Here is a 24,248-nt window from a genome sequence, read left to right on the forward strand (position 1 = left end):
TGGGGTGCACGCTCGCCGCCCATGGACATCACAGCGAGTAGTACATGTCGTACTCGACCGGGTGCGTGGCCATGCGGAAGCGGGTCACTTCCTGCATCTTCAGGTCGATATAGGCATCGATGAAGGAGTCGGTGAACACGCCGCCCTTGGTCAGGAAGGCACGGTCCTTGTCCAGATACTCGAGCGCCTGATCCAGGCTGTGGCAGACGGTCGGGATCTTCGCGTCTTCTTCCGGCGGCAGATGGTAGAGATCCTTGGTGGCGGCTTCGCCCGGGTGGATCTTGTTCTCGACGCCGTCCAGACCGGCCATCATCAGTGCGGCAAAGCACAGATAGGGATTGGCCGAAGGATCGGGGAAGCGCGCCTCGATGCGGCGACCCTTGGGGTTCGCGACATAGGGGATGCGGATCGAGGCCGAGCGGTTCTTGGCCGAGTAGGCCAGCTTGACCGGGGCTTCGAAGCCGGGGACCAGGCGCTTGTAGCTGTTGGTGCCGGGGTTGGTGATCGCGTTCAGCGCGCGGGCATGCTTGATGATGCCGCCGATATAGAACAGCGCGAACTCGCTCAGGCCTGCGTAGCCGTCGCCGGCGAACAGGTTCTTGCCGTCCTTCCAGATCGACTGGTGCACATGCATGCCGGAGCCGTTGTCGCCGACGATGGGCTTGGGCATAAAGGTCGCGGTCTTGCCGTAGGCATGGGCGACATTGGTGATCACGTACTTCTGCAGCTGCAGCCAGTCGGCGCGCTTGGTCAGCGTGCTGAACTTGGTACCGATTTCCATCTGGCCGGCGTTGGCCACTTCATGGTGGTGCACCTCGACCGGGATGCCCAGTTGCTCGAGGATCAGGCACATTTCCGAGCGCATATCCTGGCCGGCGTCGACCGGGGGCACCGGGAAATAGCCACCCTTGACGGTGGGACGGTAGCCGGTGTTGCCGTGCTCGTATTCCTTGCCGGTGTTCCAGGCGGCTTCTTCGGATTCGATCTTGTAGAAGCAGCCGGACATGTCATTGCCCCAGCGGATCGAGTCGAAGATGAAGAACTCGGGCTCGGGGCCGAAGTAGGCGGTGTCGCCCAGGCCGGAGGACTTCAGATAGGCTTCGGCGCGCTTGGCCAGCGAACGCGGGTCGCGCTCATAGGCCTTGCCGTCGGCCGGGTCGACCACGTCGCAGGACAGGATCAGCGTCGGCTCTTCGAAGAAGGGATCGATATTGGCGGTGTCCGGATCGGGCATCAGCAGCATGTCGGAGGCTTCGATGCCCTTCCAGCCGGCGATCGACGAACCGTCGAAGGCGTGACCGGAGACAAACTTGTCCTCATCGAAATGCGACACGGGCACAGACACATGCTGCTCTTTGCCACGGGTGTCGGTGAAGCGGAAGTCAACGAACTTGACTTCGTTGTCCTTCACCATCTGGATCACATCGGCGACGGTCTTGGCCATCAATCACTCCTAGCTAGCGGAAAGCTTTGTACAGGTGGTACGGGTATCGAACGAATTCGGCGAGCGCCTCGGCGCGTGCGTTTCTAACTAAGCAGTTTGCGTGCCAAGTCGGTGAGCAGCGAGCGCCAGCTCGGTGCATCACCGAGTGGCCGGGGCATTATCGGCCGGCCCGGCGCTGACGCCCTTGAGGACACACCGCCGGTCGGGCGACAGGCGCGCAACAAGCACCAAAACAGAGCAAGCCCGCACCGACTATCGCACCATTTCAGTGCTTATCACGGCACCAAATTGGATCAGCCCCTGCTTCAGCGCGGCATAGGCCTGCACCAGCCGCTCGGCCTCCTGCTCCGGGCCGGCCTTGACGCCCAGCTCGATATGCCGGCCCCATTGCGGATGGTCGACGCTGGGCAGGCTGAAGACCTTGATGCCGGCAAAGTCGGCCTCGATGCGCTCCATCAGCGGGGTCAGCGCCGCCTCCATCGCGCCCTGCACGATCAGCGAGCGTTCGCTGATGCCGCTGGCGCGGTGCAGATCGGCATGGCGTTGATCCAGCACCCATTCCATCATCGGGTGGGCCATCACCGGGAAGCCGGGCACGAAGTAGACCGTGCCGACATAAAAGCCCGGAATCTTGTTGAAGGGGTTGGGGATGATGGCCGCCCCCGCCGGGAACACGCCCATCTGGAAGCGGCGCAGGCTGTCGGGATGCTCGGGGTCGGCGCTCGTGCCCTGCTCGGCCGCCATCTCGCTGATGCGCTGCCAGATCAGCTCCCTGGCCTCGGGGTGCAGGACCAGTTCGCGACCCAGCGCCGCCGCAGCGGCCTGGCGGCTATGGTCATCGGGCGTGGCGCCGATGCCGCCGCACGACACCACCAGATCGCCGCTGGCGAAGGCGCGGGCCAGGCTGGCCGTCAGGCGCTCGCGGTCGTCGCCGACATACTCGGCCCAGGACAGCGAGAGGCCGCGCGCGGCCAGGATCTCGATGAACTTGGCCAGGTGCTTGTCCTGGCGATTGCCGGACAGGATTTCGTCACCAACGATGATCAGACCGATATTCATAAGGCGGGCGGCAGCAGGGTGGGCGGGGATGGCAATTCTTCGAGCACGGGCGGCGCTTCGGGGACAACGACGGTACGGGCCCGCAACTCGGCCAGCGCATTCAGCGCGTAATGGGCGAACCACAGCGTCGAGAAGGCGAAGATCAGGGTGTAGAGCCAGACCGTCAACAGCACCAGGAAAGGCGCGAGCACCACGGCCATCATGCTGACCGCCCAGATCAGCGAGGGCGCGGCGCCCAGATAGCCGCTGATCACGCCCATGCTCAGCAGCGGCAGGCGGTGCTCGCGCATCAGCTGCTTGCGCTCCTCGGCCGAGGCATGCTCGGCCAGCACATCGAAGGCGAACACGCGGTAGGTCAGCCAGCCCCAGATCAACGGCGGCAGCACCAGCACCAGCGGCGGGATCAGCCAGAAGGGCATGCTCAGGAACAGCAGCAGCAGCGCGCCGGCCGAGCACAGCAGCGACCACAGCAGGCCCTGCCACCAGGCCGAGCCACGCTTGCGCTCCAGGGTCGGGAAGCGCCGCTCGGCCACCAGGGTCACGATGGACGGTGTCATCAACAGCGCCACCAGCAGCAGGCTGAAGATCAGCACCACCGGCACCGCCATCACGATCACCAGGAGCGGTGCGACCACGCTGCGAAAGCCCTCGCCGCCCATGCTGTCCAGCCAGCGCAGCAGGCTCTCGATCAGCAGCCAGGATTCCAGCGTGCCGCGCACGCCGGCGACCGCCGCCTCCCAGAAGAAATAGGCCAGGCCCACGGTGGTGCCCGCCGCGATCAGCAGCGGCAGCAGCGACAGCGCGATCACGCGCGGATGCAGGCAATAGGCGGCGGCGCGCCAGAAGGCATCACCAAGGCGGCCCATCGTGTTGACCATCGTCATCCCTCTTCTGTTGGCAATGGGCGCCAAGCATACCCGGGCGGTTTCAGCCGCGCCCCACGAGGCGCTTGAGCCCCAGCCATTGCTGGGCCCAGAAGCCGCGCCCGTAGTCGCGCCCGCCCTCCTCGACCAGCTGGTCGCGAATGCCGGTGGGGTCATAGCGCAGCTGGAAGTCGGCGGTGCCGAACAGCTGATCCCAGACCGGCAGCAGCACCGCGAAATTGCAGCCGCCCAGCGTGCCCCGGCCGGCCGACTCATGGCCGATGCCGATCGCATGATGGCGGCGGTGAAAGCGCGGGCTCACCAGCAGCCGCTCCAGCACCGGCCCGAACCACAGCCGCACATTGGCATGCTGCAGGCTCTCCAGCAGCTGCGACAGCGCCACCAGCGCGACGAACTGACCGGGCTCCACGCCGATGAAGCGGGCCAGCAGCACAAAGGCCGAGTCGATCAGCACATCGTCGAGCAGATGGTTGCGGTTGTCGCTCCACAAGCTCATCTGGCGCTGGCTGTGGTGCAGCGCATGCAGCTGCCACCACCAGCCGAACTGATGCTGGGCGCGGTGCAGCCAGTAGTTGACGAAGTCGAACACCAGCAGATAGAGGCAGAAGCTGACCCAGGGGATGTCGCTGACGCCGGGCCAGATCGCATCGAGCTGGAAGCTCGGCACACCGGCCATGCGCAACGTGCCGGCCAGCGCGTCCCACAGCGGGTCGATCGCGAAGAACATCGCGACCCTGAACAGGCCCAGGCGATGGATCAGGGTGTAGATCACATCGACCCGCCGCGCCGCGCGGTCGGTCTGCGCCTCGACCGGCCGCCAGCGCTCCAGCGCGCGCAGCAGGGTCAGCATCACGAGGATCTGCGCCAGCCCCACCAGCAGCCAGCCGGTCGCCGCATAGCCGTCTTCCAGCAGATCGCCGAAGCCCAGCCCGAACAGCAGCGGCTGGACCCATTGCTCGAACAGCCACTGCTGCGCGAGACCGAAGGCATCGACCAGCCAGTCCATCAGGGCCTCTTGGCAGTCTGTGCCGCCATCAGCGCGGCATAGCGGGGATGCTCGCGCAGCGGCGCGAAGCAGAAGCCGCGCTGCTTGAGCCCCAGCACCAGCGGCTCCAGCACCGCCGGCGCCCAGGCCTCCTGGCGCGACCAGATGCCCAGATGGGCCAGCAGGATGTCGCCGGGCCGGATCTCGCGCAGCGCCTTGGCCAGCAGCTGGGCATTCGGATAGCGGTCGCTGGGCAGCTCGTCGCCCAGGAAACCGGCCGCGCTCCAGCCCACATGCTCGAAACCGCAGGCCTTGGCCGCCGCCAGCAGGGCCGGCGAGGTCTTGCCGCCGGGGGCGCGGAACAGCGGCGCCATCGGCCGCCCCGTCATCTCGGCAAAGCGCCGCGCCGGCTGTTTCAGCGCCTCGCAGTACTGCGCAGCCGTCAGCTCGCGCACCCGGGGCGTCTGCTGCCCGGCCACGGTGCGGAAGCGAAAGCGTGCCTCGCCCTTCAGCGGCGCCAGGTCCTTCAGCCAGATGTCGTGGTCCCAGGTGTGGGAGCCGAAGTCATGTCCCTCGGCGGCGCGCGCGCGCCACCAGGGCGCCCATTGCGCGTCCAGGCTGGCACCGCCGTCCAGCGTCGGCTCGTTGGCGAGGAAGAAGCTCAGCCGCAGCTCGTGCTTCTTGATCAGCGAGGCCAGCAGCGGTGCGACACCCATATGGCCGGTATCGAAGGTCAGATAGACCGGCTTCTCGCCACTCTGGCAGGCCTGGGCCGGCAGCGCCGCCAGCAGCAGGAGTCCCAGCCATTGGATCTTCATTGCCGGGGCGCGTGATCCAGGGTCCAGACGCCATGCGGCGAGCGGCCCACCTTGACCTGGCGCAGCACCTGGCGACGCTCGATATCGACCAGGGTCAGCTTGCGCGCCCAGCGCGAGGTGAACAGCAGGGTCTTGCCGTCGGCCGACACATCCATATCGTCCGGCCCGCCCGGGCCGGGCAGCTCGCCGACCACGCTGAAATCGGCCAGCGCGATCTTGCTGATGGTATTGGCCGCGCGGTTGCTGACCAGCACATGGCGGCCATCGCCCAGCGCTCGGAAGGAATGCGCGCCCTTGCCGGTCACGATGCGGCGCACCAGCTGCGGCTGGGGGCCGCTGACGTTGTAGACCTCGACCAGCATATCGCCGGTCAGCGCCACCAGCAGGTGCTTGTCGTCCGGCGTCAGATAGACATCGGCCGGCATCTTGCCGACCTTGATCTTCCAGCGCGGCGTCTGCGTCGCCAGGTCGATGGCCAGCAGCTCGTCGCTGCCCTGCAGGCTCACATAGACCACGCGGCTGCGGCTGTCGATCGAGAGATGGCTGGGGATCTTAGGCGCCTCGATGCGCTTGACCAGCTGCAGCGGCGCCGCCGCATTGCTCGGCAGCCAGCGGTACAGCGCCACATGGTCGAGCCGGTTCGCGGTCGTGACCAGCCACTTCATGTCGGGCGAGAAACGCAGGTGGTAGGGGTCGGGAATGTCGCGCAGCACGCGCTGCACCTCGGCCGTGCGCGGGTCGACAAAGGTCAGCGAATCGCCCAGCGCATTGGCCACCACCAGGGACTTCTCGTCCGGGCTCAGGTAGAGATGGTGCGGCTCCTTGCCGGTGGGGATGCGCTTGATCTGGGTGAAGCTGACCGGGTCGATCACGCTGATGTCGGCGTCCAGCGAATTGAGCACAAAGATCGGCTTGCTGCCGGTGCTGGCCTGCACCCCGGCAGCCATGAGCACAAGCATCAAGGCGGCCGCAGCGCGCGGCCAGAAAGGGGTTCGCATCGAGAGTCCTTGGATAGCGTTCGCCCGCAGCCGAAAAAACAAAAGGCAGTGCGAGCACTGCCTTGAGTGTAGGGCCGGGAAACGAAGGCTTATTCGTCGTCACCGCCCAAAAGACCGCCCAATAGACCGGCTCCAGCCACGCCGGTCAGCAAGGACCCTTCCTCGCGGCGACCACCATTCTGCGGCGCGGCAGCGAAGATGCGCGAGGCCAGGCGCGAGAAGGGCAGGCTTTGCAGCCAGACCTCGCCGGGACCGCTGAGCTTGGCCAGGAACAGGCCCTCGCCACCGAACAGCGCCGTCTTGATCTTGCCGACGTACTGGATCTCGAAGTTGACGCTGGGTGTGTAGGCCACGACGCAGCCGGTATCGACCATCAAGGTCTGGCCCGGCGCCAGCGTACGGCGCAGGCAGGTGCCACCGGCATGGACGAAGGCCAGGCCGTCGCCCTCGAGCTTTTGCATGATGAAGCCCTCGCCGCCGAAAAAGCCGGTGCTGAGCTTTTGCTGGATCGCGATGCCCAGCGAGACGCCGCGCGCCGCGCACAGAAAGGCGTCCTTCTGGCAGATCAGCGTGCCGCCCATCTTGCTCAGATCCATCGGCAGGATCTTGCCCGGATAGGGAGCGGCAAAGGCGACGCGCTGCTTGGCGCCGGCGTTGTTGGTGTAGATGGTGGTGAACAGCGATTCGCCGGTCACCAGGCGCTTGCCGGCGCCCAGCAGCTTGCCGAAGAAACCGCCCTGCTGTGCGGAGCCGTCGCCGAACACCGTGTCCATCGCGATGCCGGCGTCCATGAACATCATGCTGCCGGCCTCGCCGATCGCGGCCTCGCCCGGGTCGAGCTCGACCTCGACGAACTGCATCTCGCTGCCCTTGATCTCGTAATCCACCACGTCCATTGCCATTGCCAACTCCTGAAAACAGAACAAAACGGGCGAGATCGTAACCAAACTTGCCATGCCTATACTGCGCCCCATGACGGAAGCCCCCACCGCCGCCGCCTTGCCGGAGCTCAAACCCGGCGACAGCTATGTGCAATCCTTCGCCCGCGGACTGTCCGTGATCCGCGCCTTCAGCGCCGAAGCCCCGCGCCAGACCCTCACCGAGGTGGCCAAGCGCTGCGGCCTGACCCGCGCCGGCGCGCGCCGCATCCTGCTGACCCTGGAGACCCTGGGCTATGTGCGCAGCGACGGCCGCCTGTTCTCGCTGACGCCCAAGATTCTCGACCTGGGCTTTGCCTATCTGTCCTCGCAGCCGCTGTGGCAGTTTGCCGAGCCGGTGATGCAGAACCTGGTGGCCGATCTGAAGGAAAGCTGCTCGGCCGCCGTGCTGGAGGGTCAGGACATCGTCTATGTGCTGCGGGTGCCGGCGCGCAAGATCATGAGCATCAATCTGGGCCTGGGCAGCCGGCTGCCGGCCTGGTGCACCTCGATGGGGCGGGTGCTGCTGGCCTCGATGAACGCCGAGGAACTCGAGGCGCATCTGAGCGGCGTGCAGCTGCAGGCCCATACCGGCCGCACCGTGATGCACCTGGACGAGTTGCGCGAGCGCATCGCCGCCGCGCGCGAACAGGGCTGGTGTCTGGTGAATCAGGAACTCGAAGAAGGCCTGGTGTCGCTGGCCGCCCCCATCGTCGACCGCAGCGGCCGCGCCATCGCGGCGCTCAACGTCAGCGGCCAGGTCAACCGCACACCGCCCGACACCATGCTGGCGAGCTGCCTGCCCCGGCTGCTGGAGGCGGCGCAGGGGATTTCGAGGTTGTTGCAGTTGCGGGCTGGGTGAAGCCACACGCCCACCCGGCCGCTGGCCTGCAGGCCAGCGGCGTGATTGGGGCGAGCAAGCAGCCGCAGGGCTGCTCGCTGCCCCCAATCACCCCATATGCAGTCCGCCGTTGCAGCTGAAGTCCGCGCCGGTGGTGAAACCGGAGTCTTCGCCAGCCAGCCAGGCGACGATGGCGGCGATCTCTTCCGGCGTGCCCAGGCGCTTGATCGGAATCGTCGCGACGATCTTCTCCAGCACCTCGGGCTTGATGGCCTTGACCATATCGGTGCCGATATAGCCCGGGCTGACGGTGTTGACCGTCACGCCCTTGCTCGCCACTTCCTGCGCCAGCGCCATCGTGAAGCCGTGCATGCCGGCCTTGGCCGCCGAGTAGTTGGTCTGGCCGAACTGGCCCTTCTCGCCGTTGACCGAGGAGATGTTGATGATGCGGCCCCAGCCCTTGTCCAGCATGCCCTCGATCACCTGCTTGGTGACATTGAACATGCTGTCCAGATTGGTGTTCATCACCGCGTCCCAATCGGCCTTGCTCATCTTGCGGAACATGCCGTCGCGGGTGATGCCGGCGTTGTTGACCAGCACATCGACCGTGCCGTGCTCGGCCTTGACCTTGTCGAAGGCGGCGACCGTGGAGTCCCAGTCACCGACATTGCCGACCGAGGCATAGAACTTGTAGCCCAGCGCGGCCTGCTCGGTCAGCCATTTGTCGTAATCCCGGCTCGGGCCGCAGCCGGCGATCACGGTAAAGCCTTCCTTGTGCAGGCGCTGGCACATCGCGGTGCCGATGCCACCCATGCCGCCGGTCACGTAGGCCACTTTTTTATCGCTCATATGAATCTCCTTCACGCCTTCCTTCGGCGCCGCGTCCTACGCGCCCGGAAAGGCCTTGTCTCTGCTTCGAAGAAGACGCGTCCCTAGGCTCCGCCAAGCCCCGTCCAGGGTCAAGCGGGTTCGCCCTTACTCATTCAGCGCTCGACAGTCAGCGCCACACCCATGCCGCCGCCGATGCACAGCGAGGCGATGCCTTTCTTCGCATCGCGCCGCTGCATCTCGTGCAGCAAGGTCACCAGGATGCGGGCGCCGGAGGCGCCGATCGGATGGCCCAGCGCGATCGCACCGCCGTTGACATTGACCTTGCCGGTGTCCCAGCCCATCTCCTGATGAACGGCGCAGGCCTGGGCCGCGAAGGCCTCATTGATCTCCAGCAGGTCCAGGTCCTGCGGCTTCCAGCCGGCGCGGGCCAGCGCCTTCTGCGCGGCCGGCACCGGGCCCATGCCCATCACGGCCGGGTCCAGACCGGCGCTGGCATAGGAGGCGATGCGGGCCAGCGGGGTCAGGCCCAGCGCGGCAGCCTTCTTGGCACTCATGATCACCAGGCCGGCGGCGCCGTCGTTCAGGCCCGAGGCATTGCCGGCGGTCACGCTGCCGGCCTTGTCGAAGGCGGGGCGCAGGCCGGCCAGCGCCTCGGCATTGCTCTTGCGGTTGATGAACTCGTCGGCGTCGAACACCAGTGCATCGCCCTTCTTCTGCGGAATCAGCACCGGCACGATCTCGTCCTTGAAGCGGCCGGCGTCCTGCGCGGCGGCAGCCTTCTGCTGCGAGCCCAGCGCCAGCGCGTCCTGCTGCTCGCGGCTGATGCCGTGGGCCTTGGCGACGTTCTCGGCCGTGATGCCCATGTGGTACTGGTTGTAGACGTCCCACAGGCCGTCGACGATCATGGTGTCGATCAGCTTCCAGTCGCCCATGCGCTGGCCCTCGCGCGAGCCGGGCAGCACATGCGGCGCCAGGCTCATGCTCTCCTGGCCGCCGGCGATGACGATCTCGCTGTCGCCATCACGGATCGCCTGCGCGGCCAGCATCACGGCCTTCAGGCCCGAGCCGCAGACCTTGTTGATCGTGAAGGCCGGCACGCCGTGCGGCAGACCGGCCTTGATGACGGTCTGGCGCGCCGGGTTCTGGCCCGAGCCGGCGGTCAGCACCTGGCCCAGGATCAGCTCGCTGATCTGGCCGGCCTCAAGCTTGGCGCGGCGCAGCAGGTCCTTGACCACCGCCGCACCCAGATCCGGCGCCGCGGTCTTGGCCAGGCTGCCGCCGAACTTGCCGATGGCGGTACGGGCCGCGGCGACGATCACGATGTCTTCAGTCATTGTCTTCTCCGGTGAAAGTGAGGATGAGGCCTGTGTTCGATCAGGCTTTTTGTTTGACGTAGCGGCCGGGCGCCGGCTCGATGGCCTTGTAGCCCTTGCCGCCGGGGGTCTTGGGCGCGGCCTTCTTGGCGCCGGCATGGCCGGCCAGCCAGGCCGCCCAGTCGGGCCACCAGCTGCCGGCATGCTCGACCGCCGTCTCCATCCACTGCTCGGCAGTGGCCGGCAGGGCCGCCGTCTTGCCTATCCAGTGGCTGCGCTTTTTCTTGGCCGGCGGGTTGATCACACCGGCGATATGGCCCGAAGCGCCCAGCACGAAGCGCTTCTTGCCCTTGAGCACCTGGGTGCTGCGGTAGGCGCTGTCCCAGGGCACGATATGGTCCTCGCGCGAGCCGTAGATATAGACCGGCGCCTCGATCAGGCCGAGGTCCAGCTTTTCGCCGCAGACGCTCAGCCGGCCCGGAATGCGCAGCTCGTTCTGCAGATAGGTATGGCGCAGATACCAGCAATACATCGGGCCGGGCAGATTGGTCGAGTCGCCGTTCCAGTACAGCAGATCAAAAGGCGGCGGCGCCTCGCCCTTCAGGTAGTTGCCCACCACATAGTTCCAGACCAGGTCGTTGGGGCGCAGAAAGCTGAAGGTGGTGGCCAGCTCCTGACCCTTCAGCAGGCCAGGCCCCTTGGGTGAGGCCGGGCCTATGGTCATCTCGCGCAGCTGCACCGAGCCCTCGTCGACAAACAGATCAAGGATGCCGTTGCTGGAAAAGTCGATCAAGGTGGTCAGCAGGGTCAGGCTGGCGGCCGGCTGCTCGCCGCGCGCGGCCAGCACCGCCAGCGCGGTGGACAAAATCGTGCCGCCGACACAGAAGCCCAGCGTATCGATGGTCTCGGCGCCGCTGATCTGCTGCACCACCGAGATCGCCTTGATCGCGGCTTGCTCGATATAGTCGTCCCAGGTCCAGCTCTTGCAGCTCTCGTCCGGGTTGCGCCAGCTGAGCACAAAGACCCGATGGCCCTGCTCCACCGCATAGCGGATCAGCGAGTTCTCGGGCTGCAGATCGAGGATGTAGTACTTGTTGATGCAGGGCGGCACCATCAGGAGCGGGCGCTCGAACACCTGGGCCGTCAGCGGCTTGTATTCCAGCAACTGGAAGAACTCGTTCTCGAACACCACGCTGCCCTCGCTGGTGGCCACATTGCGGCCCACCTCGAAGGCGCTCTCATCGGTCTGCGACAGGTGGCCGCGCTGCACATCCCCCCACAGCTGCTGCATGCCCTTGGCGATGCTCTCGCCCTTGCTGTCCAGCGCCAGGCGCAGCGCCTCGGGATTGAGCGCCAGGTAGTTGCTGGGCGAGGCAGCGTCCACCCATTGCTGGACGGCGAAGCGGATGCGCGCCTTGGTCTTCTCGTCGCCCTCGACCTTGTCGGCCATCTGCTGCAAGGTGCGGGCGTTCAGCAGATAGAGCTGGGCCACGAAGCTGCCGGCCGGGTTGGCGCTCCAGGCCTCGCCGGCGAAGCGCCGGTCCGCCGGCGCCGGCAGCTTGGCGCCGTGCAGCGAGGCGTTCCAGAGCTCGGTGGCCTGCTTCAGATAGTCGGCCTGCAGGCCGCTGAGGGCCTCGATCGGGATCTGCAGACCCGCCACCGTCTTCCACATCTCGCCAAGGCCGGCCGTCAGATCGGCAGCGGCGGCATTGACATCCGGGCCAGGGGCCTCGGCAGGGCTGGGCTTGCGCTTCATGTGTCTCCTCTGGGGCCGGGGTGGCCCGGTTCGTCTCGACTCAGGCAAGAAGCTTGCCACAGCCGGCCGTACCCATGTTGTACCCTTCTCAACTTACCTTCTGATGACTTGCCATGTATCTGGTTGCAATCGCCTGGCTTTATGTTGCGTTGATGATGGCCCTGGCCGAGGCCACCAGCAGCCAGGGCACGGTGCTGGGTGCCATCGTCACCTTTGTGCTCTACGGCGCGCTGCCGATCAGCATCGTGATGTATCTGCTGGGCACACCGGCACGGCGCGCGGCGCGCCGCCGGGCCGAGGCTGCCGAGCCCCCGTCAGCCGAGCAGCCGGATCACGGCGGCCATGCGACCGTCGAGCCGGCTGCGGCGGAAGGAGAAAAACCGTGAGGCATCGCCATGGGTGCACCAGTGCCCGCCGCTGATGTGCACCAGGCCGGCCGCCTGCAGACGCCGCCTCGCCAGCGCCACCAGATCGGCGCGCCAGCGCGGCTCGCCCTGCGCATTGGCCTGGAAGCGGAACAGCGCCGGATCGAGGTCTGAGGGCGTCGCGCCAAAGGCCTGCAATACGTCCTCGCCAACCTCGAAGGCCGCCGGGCCGATGCAAGCCCCCATCCAGGCATGGATGTCCTGCGGCGCGCAGCGGGCCTCCTCGCAGAGCGCGGCCACGGTGTTCTCCAGCACGCCGGCCGAAAGCCCGCGCCAGCCGGCATGGGCACCACCGACGCCACCGGGCGCCGCGAACAGCACCGGCAGGCAGTCGGCCGCCTGGATCGCCAGGCCCAGCCCCGGCAGCGTGCTGACGATGGCATCGGCCTGCACCCGTTCCGCGCCCGGCAGCCCATGCTCGGGCCGCAGGCGCAGCACCGCCGCGCCATGCACCTGCCAGACAAAGCGCGCCGGCGCGCCCAGCGCCTGTTCGATCAGGCCCTTGTTGTACGCCACCGCCGCCGGATCGTCACCGACCGACAGCCCCACATTCATGCTGGCGCAAGCCCCCTGGCTGACACCGCCGGCGCGCGTGGTCATGAAGGCCCGCACATGATCCAGGCCCCAGTCGGGCCTCAGCCAGTCCGCGTGAATCATCATGCCTGGGCATCCGGGCAGGCCGAGGGCTGGGTCCTGGCAAAGGCTTGATGCGCCATGCAGTTGGCATGGATGCGCATCAGCTCGGGCACATGGTCGAGCTTGCAGTCGAAGCGCTGGGCATTGAAGATCTGCGGCACCAGCACGCAGTCGGCCAGGCCCGGTGTGTCGCCATGGCAGAACTGTCCGGCGCCTTGCTGCACGCGCCGCTCCACCACGGCCAGCCCGCTCTCGATCCAGTGGCGTATCCAGCGGCTCTTCTGGTCCTCGTCCAGACCCATGTCCCTGACCAGGTAGCGCAGCACGCGCAGATTGTTCAGCGGGTGGATCTCGCAGGCGATGTCCTGGGCCAGCGCCCGCACCCGCGCACGGCCCAGGGCGTCTGGCGGCAGCAGCGGCGGCTCGGGGTGGGTCTCGTCGAGGTATTCGATGATGGCCAGCGACTGGCTCAGCAGCGCGTCGCCATCCTTGAGCAGCGGCACCAGGCCGGACACCGAGGCGCTGGCATAGGGTTCCTGCTGTTGCTCGTTCTTGACCAGATGGACCGCGCGGTAGTCATAGTCCAGGCCCTTGAGCGCCAGCGCGATGCGCACGCGCCAGGAGGCCGAGGAGCGGAAGTAGTTGAAGAGTTCCATGGGCCGATGATGCCATTGCGCCCGGCTACACTGAGCCGCATGTGGCTTCCCCGACGCTTCAAACATTGCCCCAGCTGCGGCCAGGCGGTCGAGTACCGCGTGCCGGCCGACGACAACCGCGAGCGCGCCACCTGCACCGCCTGCGCCACCGTGCATTACGAGAACCCGATCAATGTGGTGGGCACCCTGCCCGTCTGGGGCGAGGGGCCGGACGCGCAGGTGCTGCTGTGCAAGCGCGCGATCGAACCGCGCTACGGTCTGTGGACCCTGCCGGCCGGTTTTCTGGAGCTGGGGGAGACGGCCGCCGAAGGCGCCTTGCGCGAGACCGATGAGGAAGCCGGCGCGCAGATCGAACTGCTGCCGCTCTACAGCCTGATGAATGTGGTCTCGGTCGGCCAGATCCACCTCTACTACCGCGCCCGCCTGCTCTCGCCCGAGTTCAATCCCGGCCCCGAGACGCTGGAGGCCCGGCTGTTCCACGAGCATGAGGTGCCCTGGGACGCACTGGCATTCCGCACCGTGCGCGAGACGCTGCGGCGCTTCTTCGAAGACCGCCGGCTGGGCCGGCCCTTCAGCCTGCACAGCGCCGATATCGGCTGAGATCAGTAGTAGTCGTCTTCGCGCTGATGCCGCACGGCCAGCACATTGACCAGGTTCTGAGCGTCGATCTCGTACAGCAAGACATAGCCGGCGCTGTGCAGCGGGACGATCAACTCGCGCAGAAAAGGGCTCTGCCCGGCCTTGCGGTAGATGAAGGGCGCACGGCCGAGCTGGGTCTGCGCTGCGGCGGCAATCGCATCGATCACACGCTGGGCAGCGTCGAAGTCTTCAAGCGTCTGCGCACGATCCAGCAAAAAGGCATACAGGCGCTGCAGATCCGCTCGGGCCGACGCCGTGAAGCGGACCTCGAATCCCGCCATCAGCCCAATACCTTCTTGCGCCGCTCATCGAGCATGCCCTGCAGTTCGGCGATGACGGAGTCGGCCGAGTGGTACTCGCCGCTGCGCCTGGCCTCCTCGCTGGAGCGCAGGCCGCGCGCGATGAACTCGTCCTGCGCACGACGGCGGTGGATGGCCTCGCGCACCGAGGTCTCGATCAGGCCGGTGAGCGTCTCGCCCTCCCGCAACACGCTCTCGGCCGCGTCGCGCAGTTCGGGCTCGACGCGCAAGGAGGGAAATGTTGCGGTTTTCATGGTGGCGCGTTGCAGTTGCGACGCACCAGTGTAGCAAAGCTCAAACCTGCGCCGTCGCCCAGGGCCCGGTCACGCCGTCGAGCTCGCAGTCCCACAGCGCCTGCACATCCATGCCGTCGACCACCCCCTCAGCGTAGACCTTCAGCGCCAGGCTGCGCAGCATGATGACCATGCCGCGCACAAAGGCGGCGCGGGCGGCATCGCCGGACACGCCCGCGACCACCGCGGCGTCCAGCTTCACATAGTCCAGCCCGGCCTGATAGAGCCGGTCCACCTGGGCCAGCCCGGCGCCGGCATGCTCCAGCCCCAGCTTGACGCCCAGCGGGCGCAGCTGGCGGCCCATCTCCTGCAAGAGCTCGAAATGCTGGATGGCCGCGCCCTCGGCCAGCTCCAGGCCCAGCTTGCGGGCCGCCTGCGGCGACTGGAACACCTGCTCGCGCAGGCGCGCGACGAAGCCGCCGTCCAGCAGCGAGCTCGGCGCCACATTGACGCAGCGCGCCCGGCCATCCAGCACGATGGCCTCCAGCGCCAGCGCCACCGCCTGCAGATCGATCTCGGCCGTCAGCCGGCTGCGCACTGCCAGCGGCAGCCAGCGCGCCGCGCTCTCGAACGGGCCGTCGGCCACCAGGCGCAGCTGCAGCGGGCATTCCAGATGCAAGACCTGACCCTGCTTGTCCAGCACCGGGTACTCGGCCAGCCGGCCGCGGCGCTCGCGCAAGGCCTCCGAGATCTGCGCGCGCCAGGCGCGCTCGCCCTGGATCTGCGCCTCGGCCGACGGCGCCAGCACCTCGACGACAAAGCCTGGCCGGCCCTCGGCCCGCGCCAGCGCCGCGTCGGCGGCGCCGAACCAGTCGCTGGACGGGCGCTCGCGCGCCAGCTCGACGGCACCCAGCGCCACCTGCACCCCGGCGCCGAAAGCCGGCAGGCTGGCCTGCAAGGCATCGGCCAGCGCCTTGGCGGTATCGCCGACGACATCGGGGGCCGGCAGCCAGAGCGCGAAGTCGGCCCCGTTCAGCCGCCCGGCCAGGCAGCCCTTGACACGCTCCGGATAGACCTGCACCGCATGCGCCATCGCCACCAGCAACTGGTCCACCGCCGCCCGGCCCAGACGCTGGTTCAGGCCAGCCAGATCGCGCAGCCGCAGCAGCACCAGGCCGGCCCTGACCGGGCCTTCGTCGCGGGTCAGCGCCGAGTCCAGCTCGGCCAGGAAATGGGTGCGCGTGCTCATGCCGGTCAACGCGTCGCAATGGGCTTGCACACGCAAGACCTCGAGCTGGCTGGACTGGGCCTCGAACATCTGCCGGACCCGCTCCACCATGGTGTTCATCGCCCGGCTCAGGCGCCGCAGCTCGGGCTCGCGGGGCTCGTCGACCTGGGTGTACTGGCCGGCCACCAGGGCCTCGGCCTGGGTCACGGCGTTGTCCAGCGGCCGGCGGATGCGTCCCAGCACCCAGAACGCGGCCAGGCCGGCCAGCAGGCCGACACCGGCCATCAGCCCCATCATGCGCAGGCTGGCCCGCCACAACTCGTCATGGGCATAGGCCGACTGGCTGCGCACCTCGACCGAGCCCACCGCGTTCCAGCCATTCGAGACCTTGGCCACACCGGGCTGCGTGTCGATCGGCGTCAGCGCGACGAACCAGGCCGGCGCCTTGCTGCTGCGGCCGGGCGCGGTGCGCTCGAAGGCCACGCTGCCGTCCGCGGCCAGCCAGCGCAGGCTCTGGTAGTGACCGGTGTCGAACTGGGCCGAGACCAGCAGCGACATCAGCTGGGCATCCCCCCCCTGCTGCGACAAGGCCAGCGCCAGTGCGGCGGCGTTGTCGCTGTTCTTCAACTGCAGCTGGGTTTGCAGCAGGGCCCGCATGCCGATGGCGGACACCGCCATGCTGCCCAGCACCGACGCCAGCACCACACCCAGGACCAGGAACCAGACTTGACGAATCAGCGACATGGCCGCATCCATTTTGTTTGCATCATTAGAACCCCTCCGCCCTGATCTTCGCCAAGGCGTCCCTCCAGATCGACAAGCGTGCGACGGCGCTGCCCGAGCTGGCGCTGCCCACCCCCTGCCACAGGCCTTCGCTGTTGAAGCTGAACACCGGCGCCAGATCGGCGCGCTGCGAGGCCGGTCGCACCTCGGTCTGCAGATTGTCCAGAATCAGCGGCTCGGCCTCGGGCTGGGCATAGTAGGCCAGCACCATATGGGCCTGCGGTCGACCGTCCAGCATCGCCCGCACATAGACCAGGCGCAGCCGCGCCTCGGGCACGCCGGCGGCCAGCAGGCTGAAATACTTGGCGATCGCATAGTCCTCGCAGTCGCCCTGGCCGCGGTCCAGGGTCTCCAGCGGGCTGGCCCAGTAATCGGGCCTGGCCCAGATATCGCGGTCCTCGCGAAAGGCGATGCGCTGGTTGAAGAAGTCGTTGATGGGCTTGAGCCGCAGGCCCTCGTCCAGGCTGCCACTGCGCTCGACCAGCTGCTGCAGCTCGCGGGCGGCCGCCAGCGTGCGCGGACCGAAGCGTGCCGCGCCGGCCAGCACGCGCTCGGCCTCCCAGGCCTGCAGCCCGGGCGTCGGACTCAGCGCCAGGCAAGCGGCCAGCAGCGCCCCTGCAAAGACCGCCAAGCGGTATTCCTGCATGGGAGCGCGCCGACGGTGGAGGTTCTGGGTTGTGGCCTGGGCCATACTTCGTTGCACTTTACCGTGCGCCCTCGCCTGCGCCGCCACCTGCGGCCGTGCAGCCCGGATAATCAGCGGCAACAATCCTCGGCAGACGCGCTTCTTGCGCGTCTTGCGCTTATGAATTCCCAATCGATACGTCAAGAACTGGACAGCGCCCGACGCAATGGCCCGCTGCGCCAGATCCATATTCCGCCCTGTCCGGAGCTGCTGCAGCGGCTGCAGGCCGCGATGGCCCATGCCGAACCCGACCTCAACGAGGTGGCCCGGATCGCGGCCAGCGATGTCGCGATGTCGGCCACCCTGCTCAAGCGCGCCAACAGCCCGGTCTACAAGGAGCCTGGCGGTCTGCCCTGCACCACCGTGGGGCAGGCAATGAACCGCATCGGACTCGACGAGACCGCGGCGGTGATGACGGGCTTTCTGCTGCGCAACACCATCCCGGTCAACAGCCCGCATCTGCTCCGCTTCTGGGAGCGCTCCAGCAAGCGCGCGGTCGCGATGGCCTTCATCGCCCGCCAGCTGGCCGGGCTGTCGCCCGATATGGCCCACACCTACGGGCTGTTCTGCCATGTCGGCATGCCGGTGCTGCTGCAAAGCGTGCGCGGCTATGGCTCGACCATGGTGGAGGCGGCCGCCCGCATCGACCGCCCCTATATCGCCACCGAGAACGCCAATCACAAGACCGACCATGCGGTGGTCGGCGCGCTGGTGATACGGGCCTGGAATATGGCGCCGGAGCTGATGTCCGCGATCCGGCTGCACCATGACTTCGAGTCACTGGGCCATGCCGGCATCGACCCCGACGTCCATACCCTGGTGGCGGCCGGCCTGGTGGCCGAGCATCTGATGCGCCGCCACGAGGCCCTGCCCGAAGACCTGGACTGGGCCGTCAACCATGCCGCCGCGCTCGACTGGCTGCAGATCGGCCTGGACGAGGTCGAGCAATGGGACGAGCTGCTGCGGCCGCTGCTGGACGAGGCTTAAACCTAGACCCTGAACGCTCAGGCCGGCGAGGAGCGCAGGCCGTAGACCTTGTCGCCGAGGAACAGGTACTCGGCGCGCAGGATCGCCTCGCCCTTCTCGCCGCTGAAGGTGAAGCCCAGCACACCCACGGTCGCGCCGGGCTTGATCTCCTCGACCCCCCAGGCCGCGAGCCGGGTCAGCGGCGCCAGCTCGATCTGCCATTGGCGGTCGCGCCGGGTCGGCAGCTGGGCCTTGGCGAGCAGGGCCGGGCCGTCCACCGCCGCGCTCTGCCTGGGCAGCACACGCTGCTTCAGATCGGCCGGCAGCAGCGGCTTCTCGGGCAGCTCCAGCACCAGCTCGCCATGCGGATTGCGCCACATCACCTGGGTCGCGCGGCCTTCGAGATAGAGCGGGCGCTCCTGGTCGAAGCTGCTCCAGCCATGGTGGGCCCAGGCCGGCAGGGTCAGGCCCAGTCCGGCGGTCAGCACAAGTCGTCGGTCCATCGCGCATCTCCTTCAGGCATAAGCAATCCATCGGCCGCAGATGATGACAGCCATCCAAAACCCCAGTGACAGCAGGCATTGCAGCCTGGCCAGCCCGTCATCGGCCGACACGCCGCTGCGGGCATGGAAAAAGGCCGCATTGCCGCCGGCCAGGCAGATCAGCAGCAGCTTGAGGCGGAAGGCCGGATTGGCCAGCAGCTCCTGAGGCTGGGTCGCGAACATGGTCAGCCCGGTGGCGGCGCACAGACCGAAACCGAACAGGGCCGGCAGCAGGGTCAGCCGCGCCAGCGCCGCCGCCGGCAACTCGCGCGCCAGGCCCAGCGCCCGCAGCTCGAACACCAGCAGACCGCCGAACAGCATCGCGATGCCGACGATGTGCACGGCCTCCAGCGCCGGATAGGCCCAGGGGTGGGAGGCCAGGCCGTCCAGCACGGCGCGACTCAGCCGGGGTACTGGACCAGCTGCAGCTGGTTGCCGGCCGGATCCACCAGGGTGGCCAGCCAGCCGCCCCAGGGCTGCTGCTCGGGTGCGCCGCTGAAGGGCACCCCCGCCGCGCTCAGCGCGGCATGGCGGGCGCGGATGTCGGCAGCAGCAAAGGACAGACCGGTGAAGCGGCCCACCAGGGCTTGCTCTTCTTGCGGAGCTTCGCTCGCCACGCTCTCCAGCACCAGATCCGCCGACCCGGCATCGAAGACGCAATAGCCGGCGCTGGCATCACCGTGCTTCAGCTTGAAGCCCAGCGTCTGCTGATAGAAGAGCTGGGCCGAGACCAGATCGCGCACAAACACGCGCACGGCGGCGAGCCTCATGGGCTGATGCTCCGTTGACGCGGGGAATGCAGGGCCTGCAGCCAGCGCCGCCAGAAGCCGGCCTGCGGCGGTGCAAGCTCGGCCTGCGGGTCGATCAAGCGAAGCAGCTCGGCGCTGCCCCGGTGGCGGGCCGCCTGCAGCGGCGTCATGCCGTCGGTCTCGGACAGCAGCTGCCGGTCGGCGCCGTAGTCCAGCAGCAGCGCCGCCGCCTCCCGCTGGCCGGCCAGGATGCTGGCCACCAGCGGCGTGCTCATGAACTCCGGGTGCTGATAGTTCGGATCGACGCCCGCGCGCAGGTGGTAGCGCAGCAGCTCGATGTCGCCATCGACCGCCGCAGCAAACATCTCCTTCCAGTCTCCGCCTGACATGGCTGTCTCCCCTGCTGTGCCGTCCCGTGCTTGTACCACCGCCGGCAGCTCGCCGGAAAGCCCCGGTGCGCGGATCCGACCCGTGGACAATGCGCAAGCATGACCATCGCTCTTGGACGCATCGCCGGCGGCAGCCTGGCCCGCCGACGCGGGGGCTTGCTGCTGCTGATCGTGCTGCTGGCGCTGCCGCTGGGCTGGCGCCTGTTCGGGCCGCGCGGTGTCGATGTGGAGCTCACGCGCAAGACCTGGCGCTTCGAGATCAAGGTCGAAAAGCGGGTCGATGAAAGCGGCTCCGCCTGGTGCGAGGACATGCCGGCCGGCGCCCGCGAGATCGAGCGCCGCCGGCTGGACGCCCCTGGCGGCGCCGCCGACCATTGCCGCTTCATGCAGCCGCAATGGCGCAGCCAGTACACAGTGCGCTCAGAAGGCGACGCGAGGACACCGGCGCAATGGCCGCAGCCGGCGCTCAGCGAGCTGCCGCCGGACCGGCTCGGCGCCCAGCGCCTGGGCCAGCGCCAGGCCTTCTTCGAGGCACATCTGCGCGCCGGTGAGGGTCAGGTCTGGACCTGCAAGCTCAGCGAGGCGCACTGGTCGGCACTGGCGCTGGGCACCAAGCTGCGGCTGCAGATCGATCGCCGGGGCGTGGCGGACTGCGCGAGCCTGCTGCCACGCGCTCGTGCGCCGGCTCAGTCCGGTTGAGGTCGCTGCCCCTCCAGCAAGGGCAGCCAGGCCCGCGTGCCCTCGTACAGATGATCGAACAGCGCCTTGATGCGCGGCACGGGGCGCAGCTCGACGCGGGTCAACAACCAGAGTTCGCTGCGCCAGTCGCGCGGCGGCTCGAAGACGCGCCGCAGGTTCGGATCGGCGTCGCCGAGATAGCAGGGCAAGGCGCCGAGGCCGACGCCGGCGCGCAGCAACTGGCGCACATTGACCAGCGAGTTGGTCCGCATCGCCACCTGGCGAGCCAGGCCCTGGCGCTCGAGCCAGCGGGCCGAGCTCAGATGGGCCAGCTGATCATCGACGCCCACCCAGGGCAGGCTGTCGAGCCGGTCCGCCCGCACGCCGCCGAGCTTGCGTGAGCAATAGACCGTGGCCTCGACCCGCGCCAGCCGCCGCCCGATCAGGGACTCCGGCGGCTTGCCGCCCGAACGCAGCGCGACATCGACCGCCCCCTGCTGCACATCGTCCATCGCATTGCCGCTGCTCAGGCCCAGCTGGACCTGGGTGCGCGCCTGGTAGCTTGCCAGCAAGGGCGGCAGCAGCTCCTGCATCCAGGTATCGGCCACGCTGAGCCGTACCAGGCCGCCGGGCCAGGCCTGTCGGCCGCGCAAGCCCTCGGTGACCGTCTGCAGCTCGCTGCCCATGCGTTGCGCAAACTCGACCAGTTCGGCCCCGGCGCGGGTCGGCGCGTAGCCGGCACGCAGCCGCTCGAACAGCTGCACGCCCAGCCGCGCCTCCAGCGCCCGCAGGCGCCGGAACAGGGTCGCATGGCTCACCCGGCCGGCCTCGGCGGCGGCGGCGAGACGCCCATGGCGGGCAATCTGCAGCACCACGCGCAGATCATCCCAATCGAGGTCGGAGTTGGCAGCAGCAGAGACGGTCATATTTGCAATGCTAGCGTTCAAATCTGCCGATCTGCACCAGGTCTTGCGTTTCTAGACTGCGAGCATCGCAACCGCAGCACCGAATCCCCATGTCGATGTACGAAAGCCTGCCCTTCCAACCCGCCGCCGACAGCGAGATCGAGCGCCTGGTCGCCGCCCATCCGCTGGCCACCCTGGTCAGCAGCGACGCGGGCCGCATGCTCGCAACGCCCCTGCCGCTGATACTGCAGCGCGATGCGGACGGCAGCCGCGTCTTCATCGGCCATCTCGCCCGTCGCAACCCGCAGCACGAGATGCTCAAGCGCAATCCGAAAGCGCTGGCGACCTTCACCGGCGCACAGGGCTATATCGCCAGCAGCTGGCTGCGCAGCCGCCGCTACGCGCCGACCTGGAACTACGAGTTCGTGCAGTTCGAGCTCGATGTGGCCCTCATCGACACGCCCGAGGAGACGCTGTTTGCGCTCGACACGCTGATCGCGCATGTCGAGGCGCCCTACCCGAACCCCTGGCGCAGCGCCGAGATGGGCCCGCGGCGCGAGCAGCTTGCGCAATACATCGTGCCCTTTCGTGCGCGCGTGATCGAGGCCCGCGCGCAGTTCAAGCTCGGCCAGGGGGATCCGGCAGAAGCGCTCGAGGACACGCACGCGGCGCTGGCACGCTACGGGCAGTTCGAGCTGTCCGAGGCGATGCGCAGGCATGAGCGGCTTCTTGCCGCGCAAGGCTGACCAGAAAAAAGGCCGGCAATGCCGGCCTTTCTGACGAAGCGGATGAACTCAGCGCCGCGCCGGCGGCACGTCCGTGCAGGAGCCGTGTGCCACTTCCGCAGCCAGGCCTATGCTTTCGCCCAGCGTGGGATGCGGGTGGATGGTCTTGCCGATGTCCACCGCGTCGGCGCCCATCTCGATGGCCAGCGCGATCTCGCCGATCATGTCGCCGGCATGGGTGCCGACGATGCCGCCGCCGATGATGCGGTGCGACTCTTCATCAAACAGCAGCTTGGTGAAGCCCTCGTCGCGGCCGTTGGCGATGGCCCGACCGGAGGCCGACCAGGGCAGCAGGCCCTTCTTGATCTTGATGCCCTTGGCCTTGGCCTCCTCCTCGGTGATGCCCACCCAGGCCACCTCGGGGTCGGTATAGGCCACGCTGGGGATCACGCGGGCGTCGAACTGCGCCTTGGCCAGATTGGCGTCGCCCAGCAGTTCGCCGGCAATGACTTCGGCCGCCACATGACCCTCATGCACGGCCTTGTGCGCCAGCATGGGCTGGCCGACCAGGTCACCGATCGCGAAGACATTGGCGACATTGGTTCGCATCTGCACATCCACCGGGATGAAGCCGCGCTCGCTGACAATCACGCCGGCCTTGTCGGCGCCGATCTTCTTGCCATTCGGTGTGCGGCCCACGGCCTGCAGCACCAGGTCGTAGACCTGGGGCTCCTTGGGTGCGCCCTCGCCTTCGAAGGTGACCTTGATGCCCTCGGGTGTTGCTTCGGCCGCCACCGTCTTGGTGTTCAGCATGATGTTGTCGAAGCGATGGGCATTGAACTTCTGCCAGACCTTGACCAGGTCGCGATCGGCGCCGGTCATCAGCGTGGGCAGCATCTCCACCACATCCAGACGCGCGCCCAGCGTGCTGTAGACCGTGCCCATCTCCAGGCCGATGATGCCGCCGCCGACGATCAGCATGCGCTTCGGCTTGGTCGTCAGCTCCAGCGCGCCGGTCGAGTCGATGACGCGCGGATCCTGCGGCATGAAGGGCAGGCGCACCGCCTGCGAACCGGCAGCAAGGATGATCTTCTTGAACTTCAGCGTCTGGGTCTTGCCGGTGCGTTCCTGGCCCTCACCCGCCGTCTCCTCGACGTTCAGGTGGTTCGCATCCAGCAGCGTGCCGTAGCCGCGCACGACAGTAACCTTGCGCATCTTGGCCATCGCCGCCAGGCCGCCCTGCAGCTTGCCCAGCACCTTCTTCTTGTGGGCCAGCAGCTTGGGCAGCTCGACCGTGGGCTCGCTGAAGGTCACGCCCAGATCGGCGAAGTGCTTCACTTCGTCCATCACCGCCGCGACGTGCAGCAGGGCCTTGGACGGAATGCAGCCAACGTTCAGGCACACACCGCCGAGTGTGGTGTAGCGCTCGACCAGGGCGACTTTCAGACCCAGGTCGGCGGCGCGGAAGGCGGCCGAATAGCCACCAGGGCCGCCGCCCAGCACGACCAGGTCGTACTCGCCGTCGGCACTGCCCGCAAAGCTGGCAGCCGTCGGCGCAACGGCGGGTGGCGCTGCCGGTGCGGCAGCAGGTGCCGGCGCGGGCGCTGGTGCAGCGGCCGCATCCGATTCCAGCATCAGCACCAGGCTGCCCTGATTCACCACATCGCCGACCTTGAGCTTCAGCTCCTTGACGACGCCGGCGTGCGTCGACGGGATCTCCATCGAGGCCTTGTCGCTCTCCACCGTGATCAGGCTTTGCTCGACCTTGATGGTGTCGCCGGCCTTGACCAGCAGTTCGATCACCGCGACGTCCTTGAAGTCGCCGATGTCCGGGACTTTCACTTCAATCAATGCCATGTTCTTC

At 67.7% G+C, this 24,248-nt stretch carries 28 protein-coding genes; 6 read left to right on the forward strand and 22 right to left on the reverse strand.

Annotation, left to right across the window (positions count from 1 at the left end; genetic code table 11):
* Nucleotides 1–28 precede the first annotated feature (28 nt).
* From glnA to O5M90_RS08880, 7 genes are all read right to left on the reverse strand, one after another.
* Entirely contained in the window at nt 29–1,444 is a 1,416-nt protein-coding gene (gene glnA, locus O5M90_RS08850) for a type I glutamate--ammonia ligase (RefSeq protein WP_262969798.1), read from the reverse strand.
* Nucleotides 1,445–1,696: 252 nt separating this feature from the next.
* A complete protein-coding gene (locus O5M90_RS08855; protein WP_269838840.1) occupies nt 1,697–2,503 on the reverse strand; it encodes a competence/damage-inducible protein A in 807 nt (268 codons plus the stop codon).
* Nucleotides 2,500–3,381, reverse strand: coding sequence for an EI24 domain-containing protein (locus O5M90_RS08860; RefSeq protein ID WP_269838839.1), 882 nt, complete (start codon nt 3,379–3,381; stop codon nt 2,500–2,502). Before O5M90_RS08860 ends, O5M90_RS08855 begins: the two co-directional genes overlap by 4 nt.
* A gap of 49 nt (nt 3,382–3,430) precedes the next feature.
* On the reverse strand, nt 3,431–4,393 hold the full coding sequence (locus tag O5M90_RS08865; RefSeq protein ID WP_269838838.1) for a sterol desaturase family protein: 963 nt from the start codon (nt 4,391–4,393) through the stop codon (nt 3,431–3,433).
* Nucleotides 4,393–5,190, reverse strand: a complete 798-nt coding sequence (locus O5M90_RS08870; protein WP_269838837.1) for a polysaccharide deacetylase family protein — start codon at nt 5,188–5,190, stop codon at nt 4,393–4,395. The genes O5M90_RS08865 and O5M90_RS08870 overlap by 1 nt, the downstream gene beginning before the upstream one ends.
* Nucleotides 5,187–6,149 (reverse strand): YVTN family beta-propeller repeat protein, encoded by a 963-nt coding sequence (locus O5M90_RS08875; protein ID WP_269838899.1) that lies wholly within the window; start codon nt 6,147–6,149, stop codon nt 5,187–5,189. Before O5M90_RS08875 ends, O5M90_RS08870 begins: the two co-directional genes overlap by 4 nt.
* A gap of 128 nt (nt 6,150–6,277) precedes the next feature.
* The gene (locus O5M90_RS08880) at nt 6,278–7,090 is read right to left on the reverse strand and encodes a TIGR00266 family protein (protein WP_137944561.1); all 813 of its coding nucleotides are present in this window, start codon (nt 7,088–7,090) and stop codon (nt 6,278–6,280) included.
* 70 nt (nt 7,091–7,160) lie between these two features.
* On the opposite strand from O5M90_RS08880, the gene O5M90_RS08885 reads away from it, so the two are divergent.
* The gene (locus O5M90_RS08885; protein ID WP_269838836.1) at nt 7,161–7,967 is read left to right on the forward strand and encodes an IclR family transcriptional regulator domain-containing protein; all 807 of its coding nucleotides are present in this window, start codon (nt 7,161–7,163) and stop codon (nt 7,965–7,967) included.
* Between the two features lie 87 nt (nt 7,968–8,054).
* On the opposite strand, the gene phbB is transcribed toward O5M90_RS08885, so the two are convergent.
* The 3 genes from phbB to phaC all read right to left on the reverse strand — a co-directional run bounded on the left by phbB (nt 8,055) and on the right by phaC (nt 11,846).
* Nucleotides 8,055–8,795 (reverse strand): acetoacetyl-CoA reductase, encoded by a 741-nt coding sequence (phbB, locus tag O5M90_RS08890; protein ID WP_262969803.1) that lies wholly within the window; start codon nt 8,793–8,795, stop codon nt 8,055–8,057.
* A 134-nt stretch (nt 8,796–8,929) separates the two neighbouring features.
* The gene (locus O5M90_RS08895) at nt 8,930–10,111 is read right to left on the reverse strand and encodes an acetyl-CoA C-acetyltransferase (RefSeq protein WP_262969804.1); all 1,182 of its coding nucleotides are present in this window, start codon (nt 10,109–10,111) and stop codon (nt 8,930–8,932) included.
* A 40-nt stretch (nt 10,112–10,151) separates the two neighbouring features.
* Complete coding sequence (phaC, locus tag O5M90_RS08900) at nt 10,152–11,846, reverse strand: class I poly(R)-hydroxyalkanoic acid synthase (RefSeq protein WP_440401973.1); 1,695 nt, start codon at nt 11,844–11,846, stop codon at nt 10,152–10,154.
* 113 nt (nt 11,847–11,959) lie between these two features.
* Between phaC and O5M90_RS08905 the strand changes: the two genes are divergently transcribed.
* On the forward strand, nt 11,960–12,232 hold the full coding sequence (locus O5M90_RS08905; protein ID WP_262969805.1) for a hypothetical protein: 273 nt from the start codon (nt 11,960–11,962) through the stop codon (nt 12,230–12,232).
* Here O5M90_RS08905 and pgeF read toward each other — a convergent pair.
* Together pgeF and maiA are read right to left on the reverse strand one after the other, a co-directional pair.
* Nucleotides 12,161–12,931, reverse strand: coding sequence for a peptidoglycan editing factor PgeF (gene pgeF / locus O5M90_RS08910; RefSeq protein WP_440401974.1), 771 nt, complete (start codon nt 12,929–12,931; stop codon nt 12,161–12,163). The genes O5M90_RS08905 and pgeF overlap by 72 nt on opposite strands.
* Nucleotides 12,928–13,563: a maleylacetoacetate isomerase gene (maiA, locus tag O5M90_RS08915; RefSeq protein WP_137944554.1), complete on the reverse strand. Its 636-nt coding sequence runs from the start codon at nt 13,561–13,563 to the stop codon at nt 12,928–12,930. The genes pgeF and maiA overlap by 4 nt, the downstream gene beginning before the upstream one ends.
* A 39-nt stretch (nt 13,564–13,602) precedes the next feature.
* On the opposite strand from maiA, the gene O5M90_RS08920 reads away from it, so the two are divergent.
* Nucleotides 13,603–14,163: an NUDIX hydrolase gene (locus O5M90_RS08920; RefSeq protein ID WP_262969808.1), complete on the forward strand. Its 561-nt coding sequence runs from the start codon at nt 13,603–13,605 to the stop codon at nt 14,161–14,163.
* Nucleotides 14,164–14,165: 2 nt separating this feature from the next.
* On the opposite strand, the gene O5M90_RS08925 is transcribed toward O5M90_RS08920, so the two are convergent.
* Genes O5M90_RS08925 through O5M90_RS08940 form a run of 4 tightly spaced genes read right to left on the reverse strand, consistent with a single transcriptional unit; the run spans nt 14,166 to nt 17,391 of the window.
* A complete protein-coding gene (locus O5M90_RS08925) occupies nt 14,166–14,483 on the reverse strand; it encodes a type II toxin-antitoxin system RelE/ParE family toxin (RefSeq protein WP_269838834.1) in 318 nt (105 codons plus the stop codon).
* Complete coding sequence (locus O5M90_RS08930; protein WP_262969810.1) at nt 14,483–14,755, reverse strand: YlcI/YnfO family protein; 273 nt, start codon at nt 14,753–14,755, stop codon at nt 14,483–14,485. The genes O5M90_RS08925 and O5M90_RS08930 overlap by 1 nt, the downstream gene beginning before the upstream one ends.
* 40 nt (nt 14,756–14,795) lie before the next feature.
* On the reverse strand, nt 14,796–16,706 hold the full coding sequence (locus O5M90_RS08935; protein ID WP_440401975.1) for a bifunctional diguanylate cyclase/phosphodiesterase: 1,911 nt from the start codon (nt 16,704–16,706) through the stop codon (nt 14,796–14,798).
* A 25-nt stretch (nt 16,707–16,731) separates the two neighbouring features.
* Entirely contained in the window at nt 16,732–17,391 is a 660-nt protein-coding gene (locus O5M90_RS08940; protein ID WP_137944551.1) for a transglutaminase-like cysteine peptidase, read from the reverse strand.
* 159 nt (nt 17,392–17,550) lie between these two features.
* Here O5M90_RS08940 and O5M90_RS08945 point away from each other — a divergent pair, with 159 nt between their 5' ends.
* On the forward strand, nt 17,551–18,417 hold the full coding sequence (locus O5M90_RS08945) for an HDOD domain-containing protein (RefSeq protein ID WP_137944550.1): 867 nt from the start codon (nt 17,551–17,553) through the stop codon (nt 18,415–18,417).
* A 17-nt stretch (nt 18,418–18,434) separates the two neighbouring features.
* On the opposite strand, the gene O5M90_RS08950 is transcribed toward O5M90_RS08945, so the two are convergent.
* From O5M90_RS08950 to O5M90_RS08965, 4 genes are read right to left on the reverse strand one after another with little or no spacing between them, the layout of a single operon-like run.
* The gene (locus tag O5M90_RS08950; protein ID WP_137944549.1) at nt 18,435–18,899 is read right to left on the reverse strand and encodes a DUF6152 family protein; all 465 of its coding nucleotides are present in this window, start codon (nt 18,897–18,899) and stop codon (nt 18,435–18,437) included.
* A 12-nt stretch (nt 18,900–18,911) separates the two neighbouring features.
* A complete protein-coding gene (locus tag O5M90_RS08955; protein WP_137944548.1) occupies nt 18,912–19,331 on the reverse strand; it encodes a hypothetical protein in 420 nt (139 codons plus the stop codon).
* 8 nt (nt 19,332–19,339) lie between these two features.
* Nucleotides 19,340–19,708: a VOC family protein gene (locus tag O5M90_RS08960; protein ID WP_269838831.1), complete on the reverse strand. Its 369-nt coding sequence runs from the start codon at nt 19,706–19,708 to the stop codon at nt 19,340–19,342.
* Nucleotides 19,705–20,076 carry an ankyrin repeat domain-containing protein gene (locus O5M90_RS08965; RefSeq protein WP_269838830.1) on the reverse strand — a complete coding sequence of 124 codons (372 nt, stop codon included), beginning with the start codon at nt 20,074–20,076 and terminating at the stop codon, nt 19,705–19,707. The genes O5M90_RS08960 and O5M90_RS08965 overlap by 4 nt, the downstream gene beginning before the upstream one ends.
* Nucleotides 20,077–20,175: 99 nt before the next feature.
* Between O5M90_RS08965 and O5M90_RS08970 the strand changes: the two genes are divergently transcribed.
* Nucleotides 20,176–20,775 carry a hypothetical protein gene (locus tag O5M90_RS08970; RefSeq protein WP_269838829.1) on the forward strand — a complete coding sequence of 200 codons (600 nt, stop codon included), beginning with the start codon at nt 20,176–20,178 and terminating at the stop codon, nt 20,773–20,775.
* On the opposite strand, the gene O5M90_RS08975 is transcribed toward O5M90_RS08970, so the two are convergent.
* Nucleotides 20,763–21,680 (reverse strand): LysR family transcriptional regulator, encoded by a 918-nt coding sequence (locus O5M90_RS08975; RefSeq protein ID WP_269838828.1) that lies wholly within the window; start codon nt 21,678–21,680, stop codon nt 20,763–20,765. The genes O5M90_RS08970 and O5M90_RS08975 overlap by 13 nt on opposite strands.
* 89 nt (nt 21,681–21,769) lie before the next feature.
* Here O5M90_RS08975 and O5M90_RS08980 point away from each other — a divergent pair, with 89 nt between their 5' ends.
* Complete coding sequence (locus tag O5M90_RS08980) at nt 21,770–22,405, forward strand: FMN-binding negative transcriptional regulator (protein WP_269838827.1); 636 nt, start codon at nt 21,770–21,772, stop codon at nt 22,403–22,405.
* A gap of 48 nt (nt 22,406–22,453) precedes the next feature.
* Here the strand turns inward: O5M90_RS08980 and lpdA are convergent, their stop codons facing one another.
* Nucleotides 22,454–24,241 carry a dihydrolipoyl dehydrogenase gene (lpdA, locus tag O5M90_RS08985; protein ID WP_269838826.1) on the reverse strand — a complete coding sequence of 596 codons (1,788 nt, stop codon included), beginning with the start codon at nt 24,239–24,241 and terminating at the stop codon, nt 22,454–22,456.
* Nucleotides 24,242–24,248: the final 7 nt, after the last annotated feature.

The organism is Paucibacter sp. M5-1 (genome assembly GCF_027498415.2).
Lineage (GTDB): Bacteria > Pseudomonadota > Gammaproteobacteria > Burkholderiales > Burkholderiaceae_C > Roseateles_E.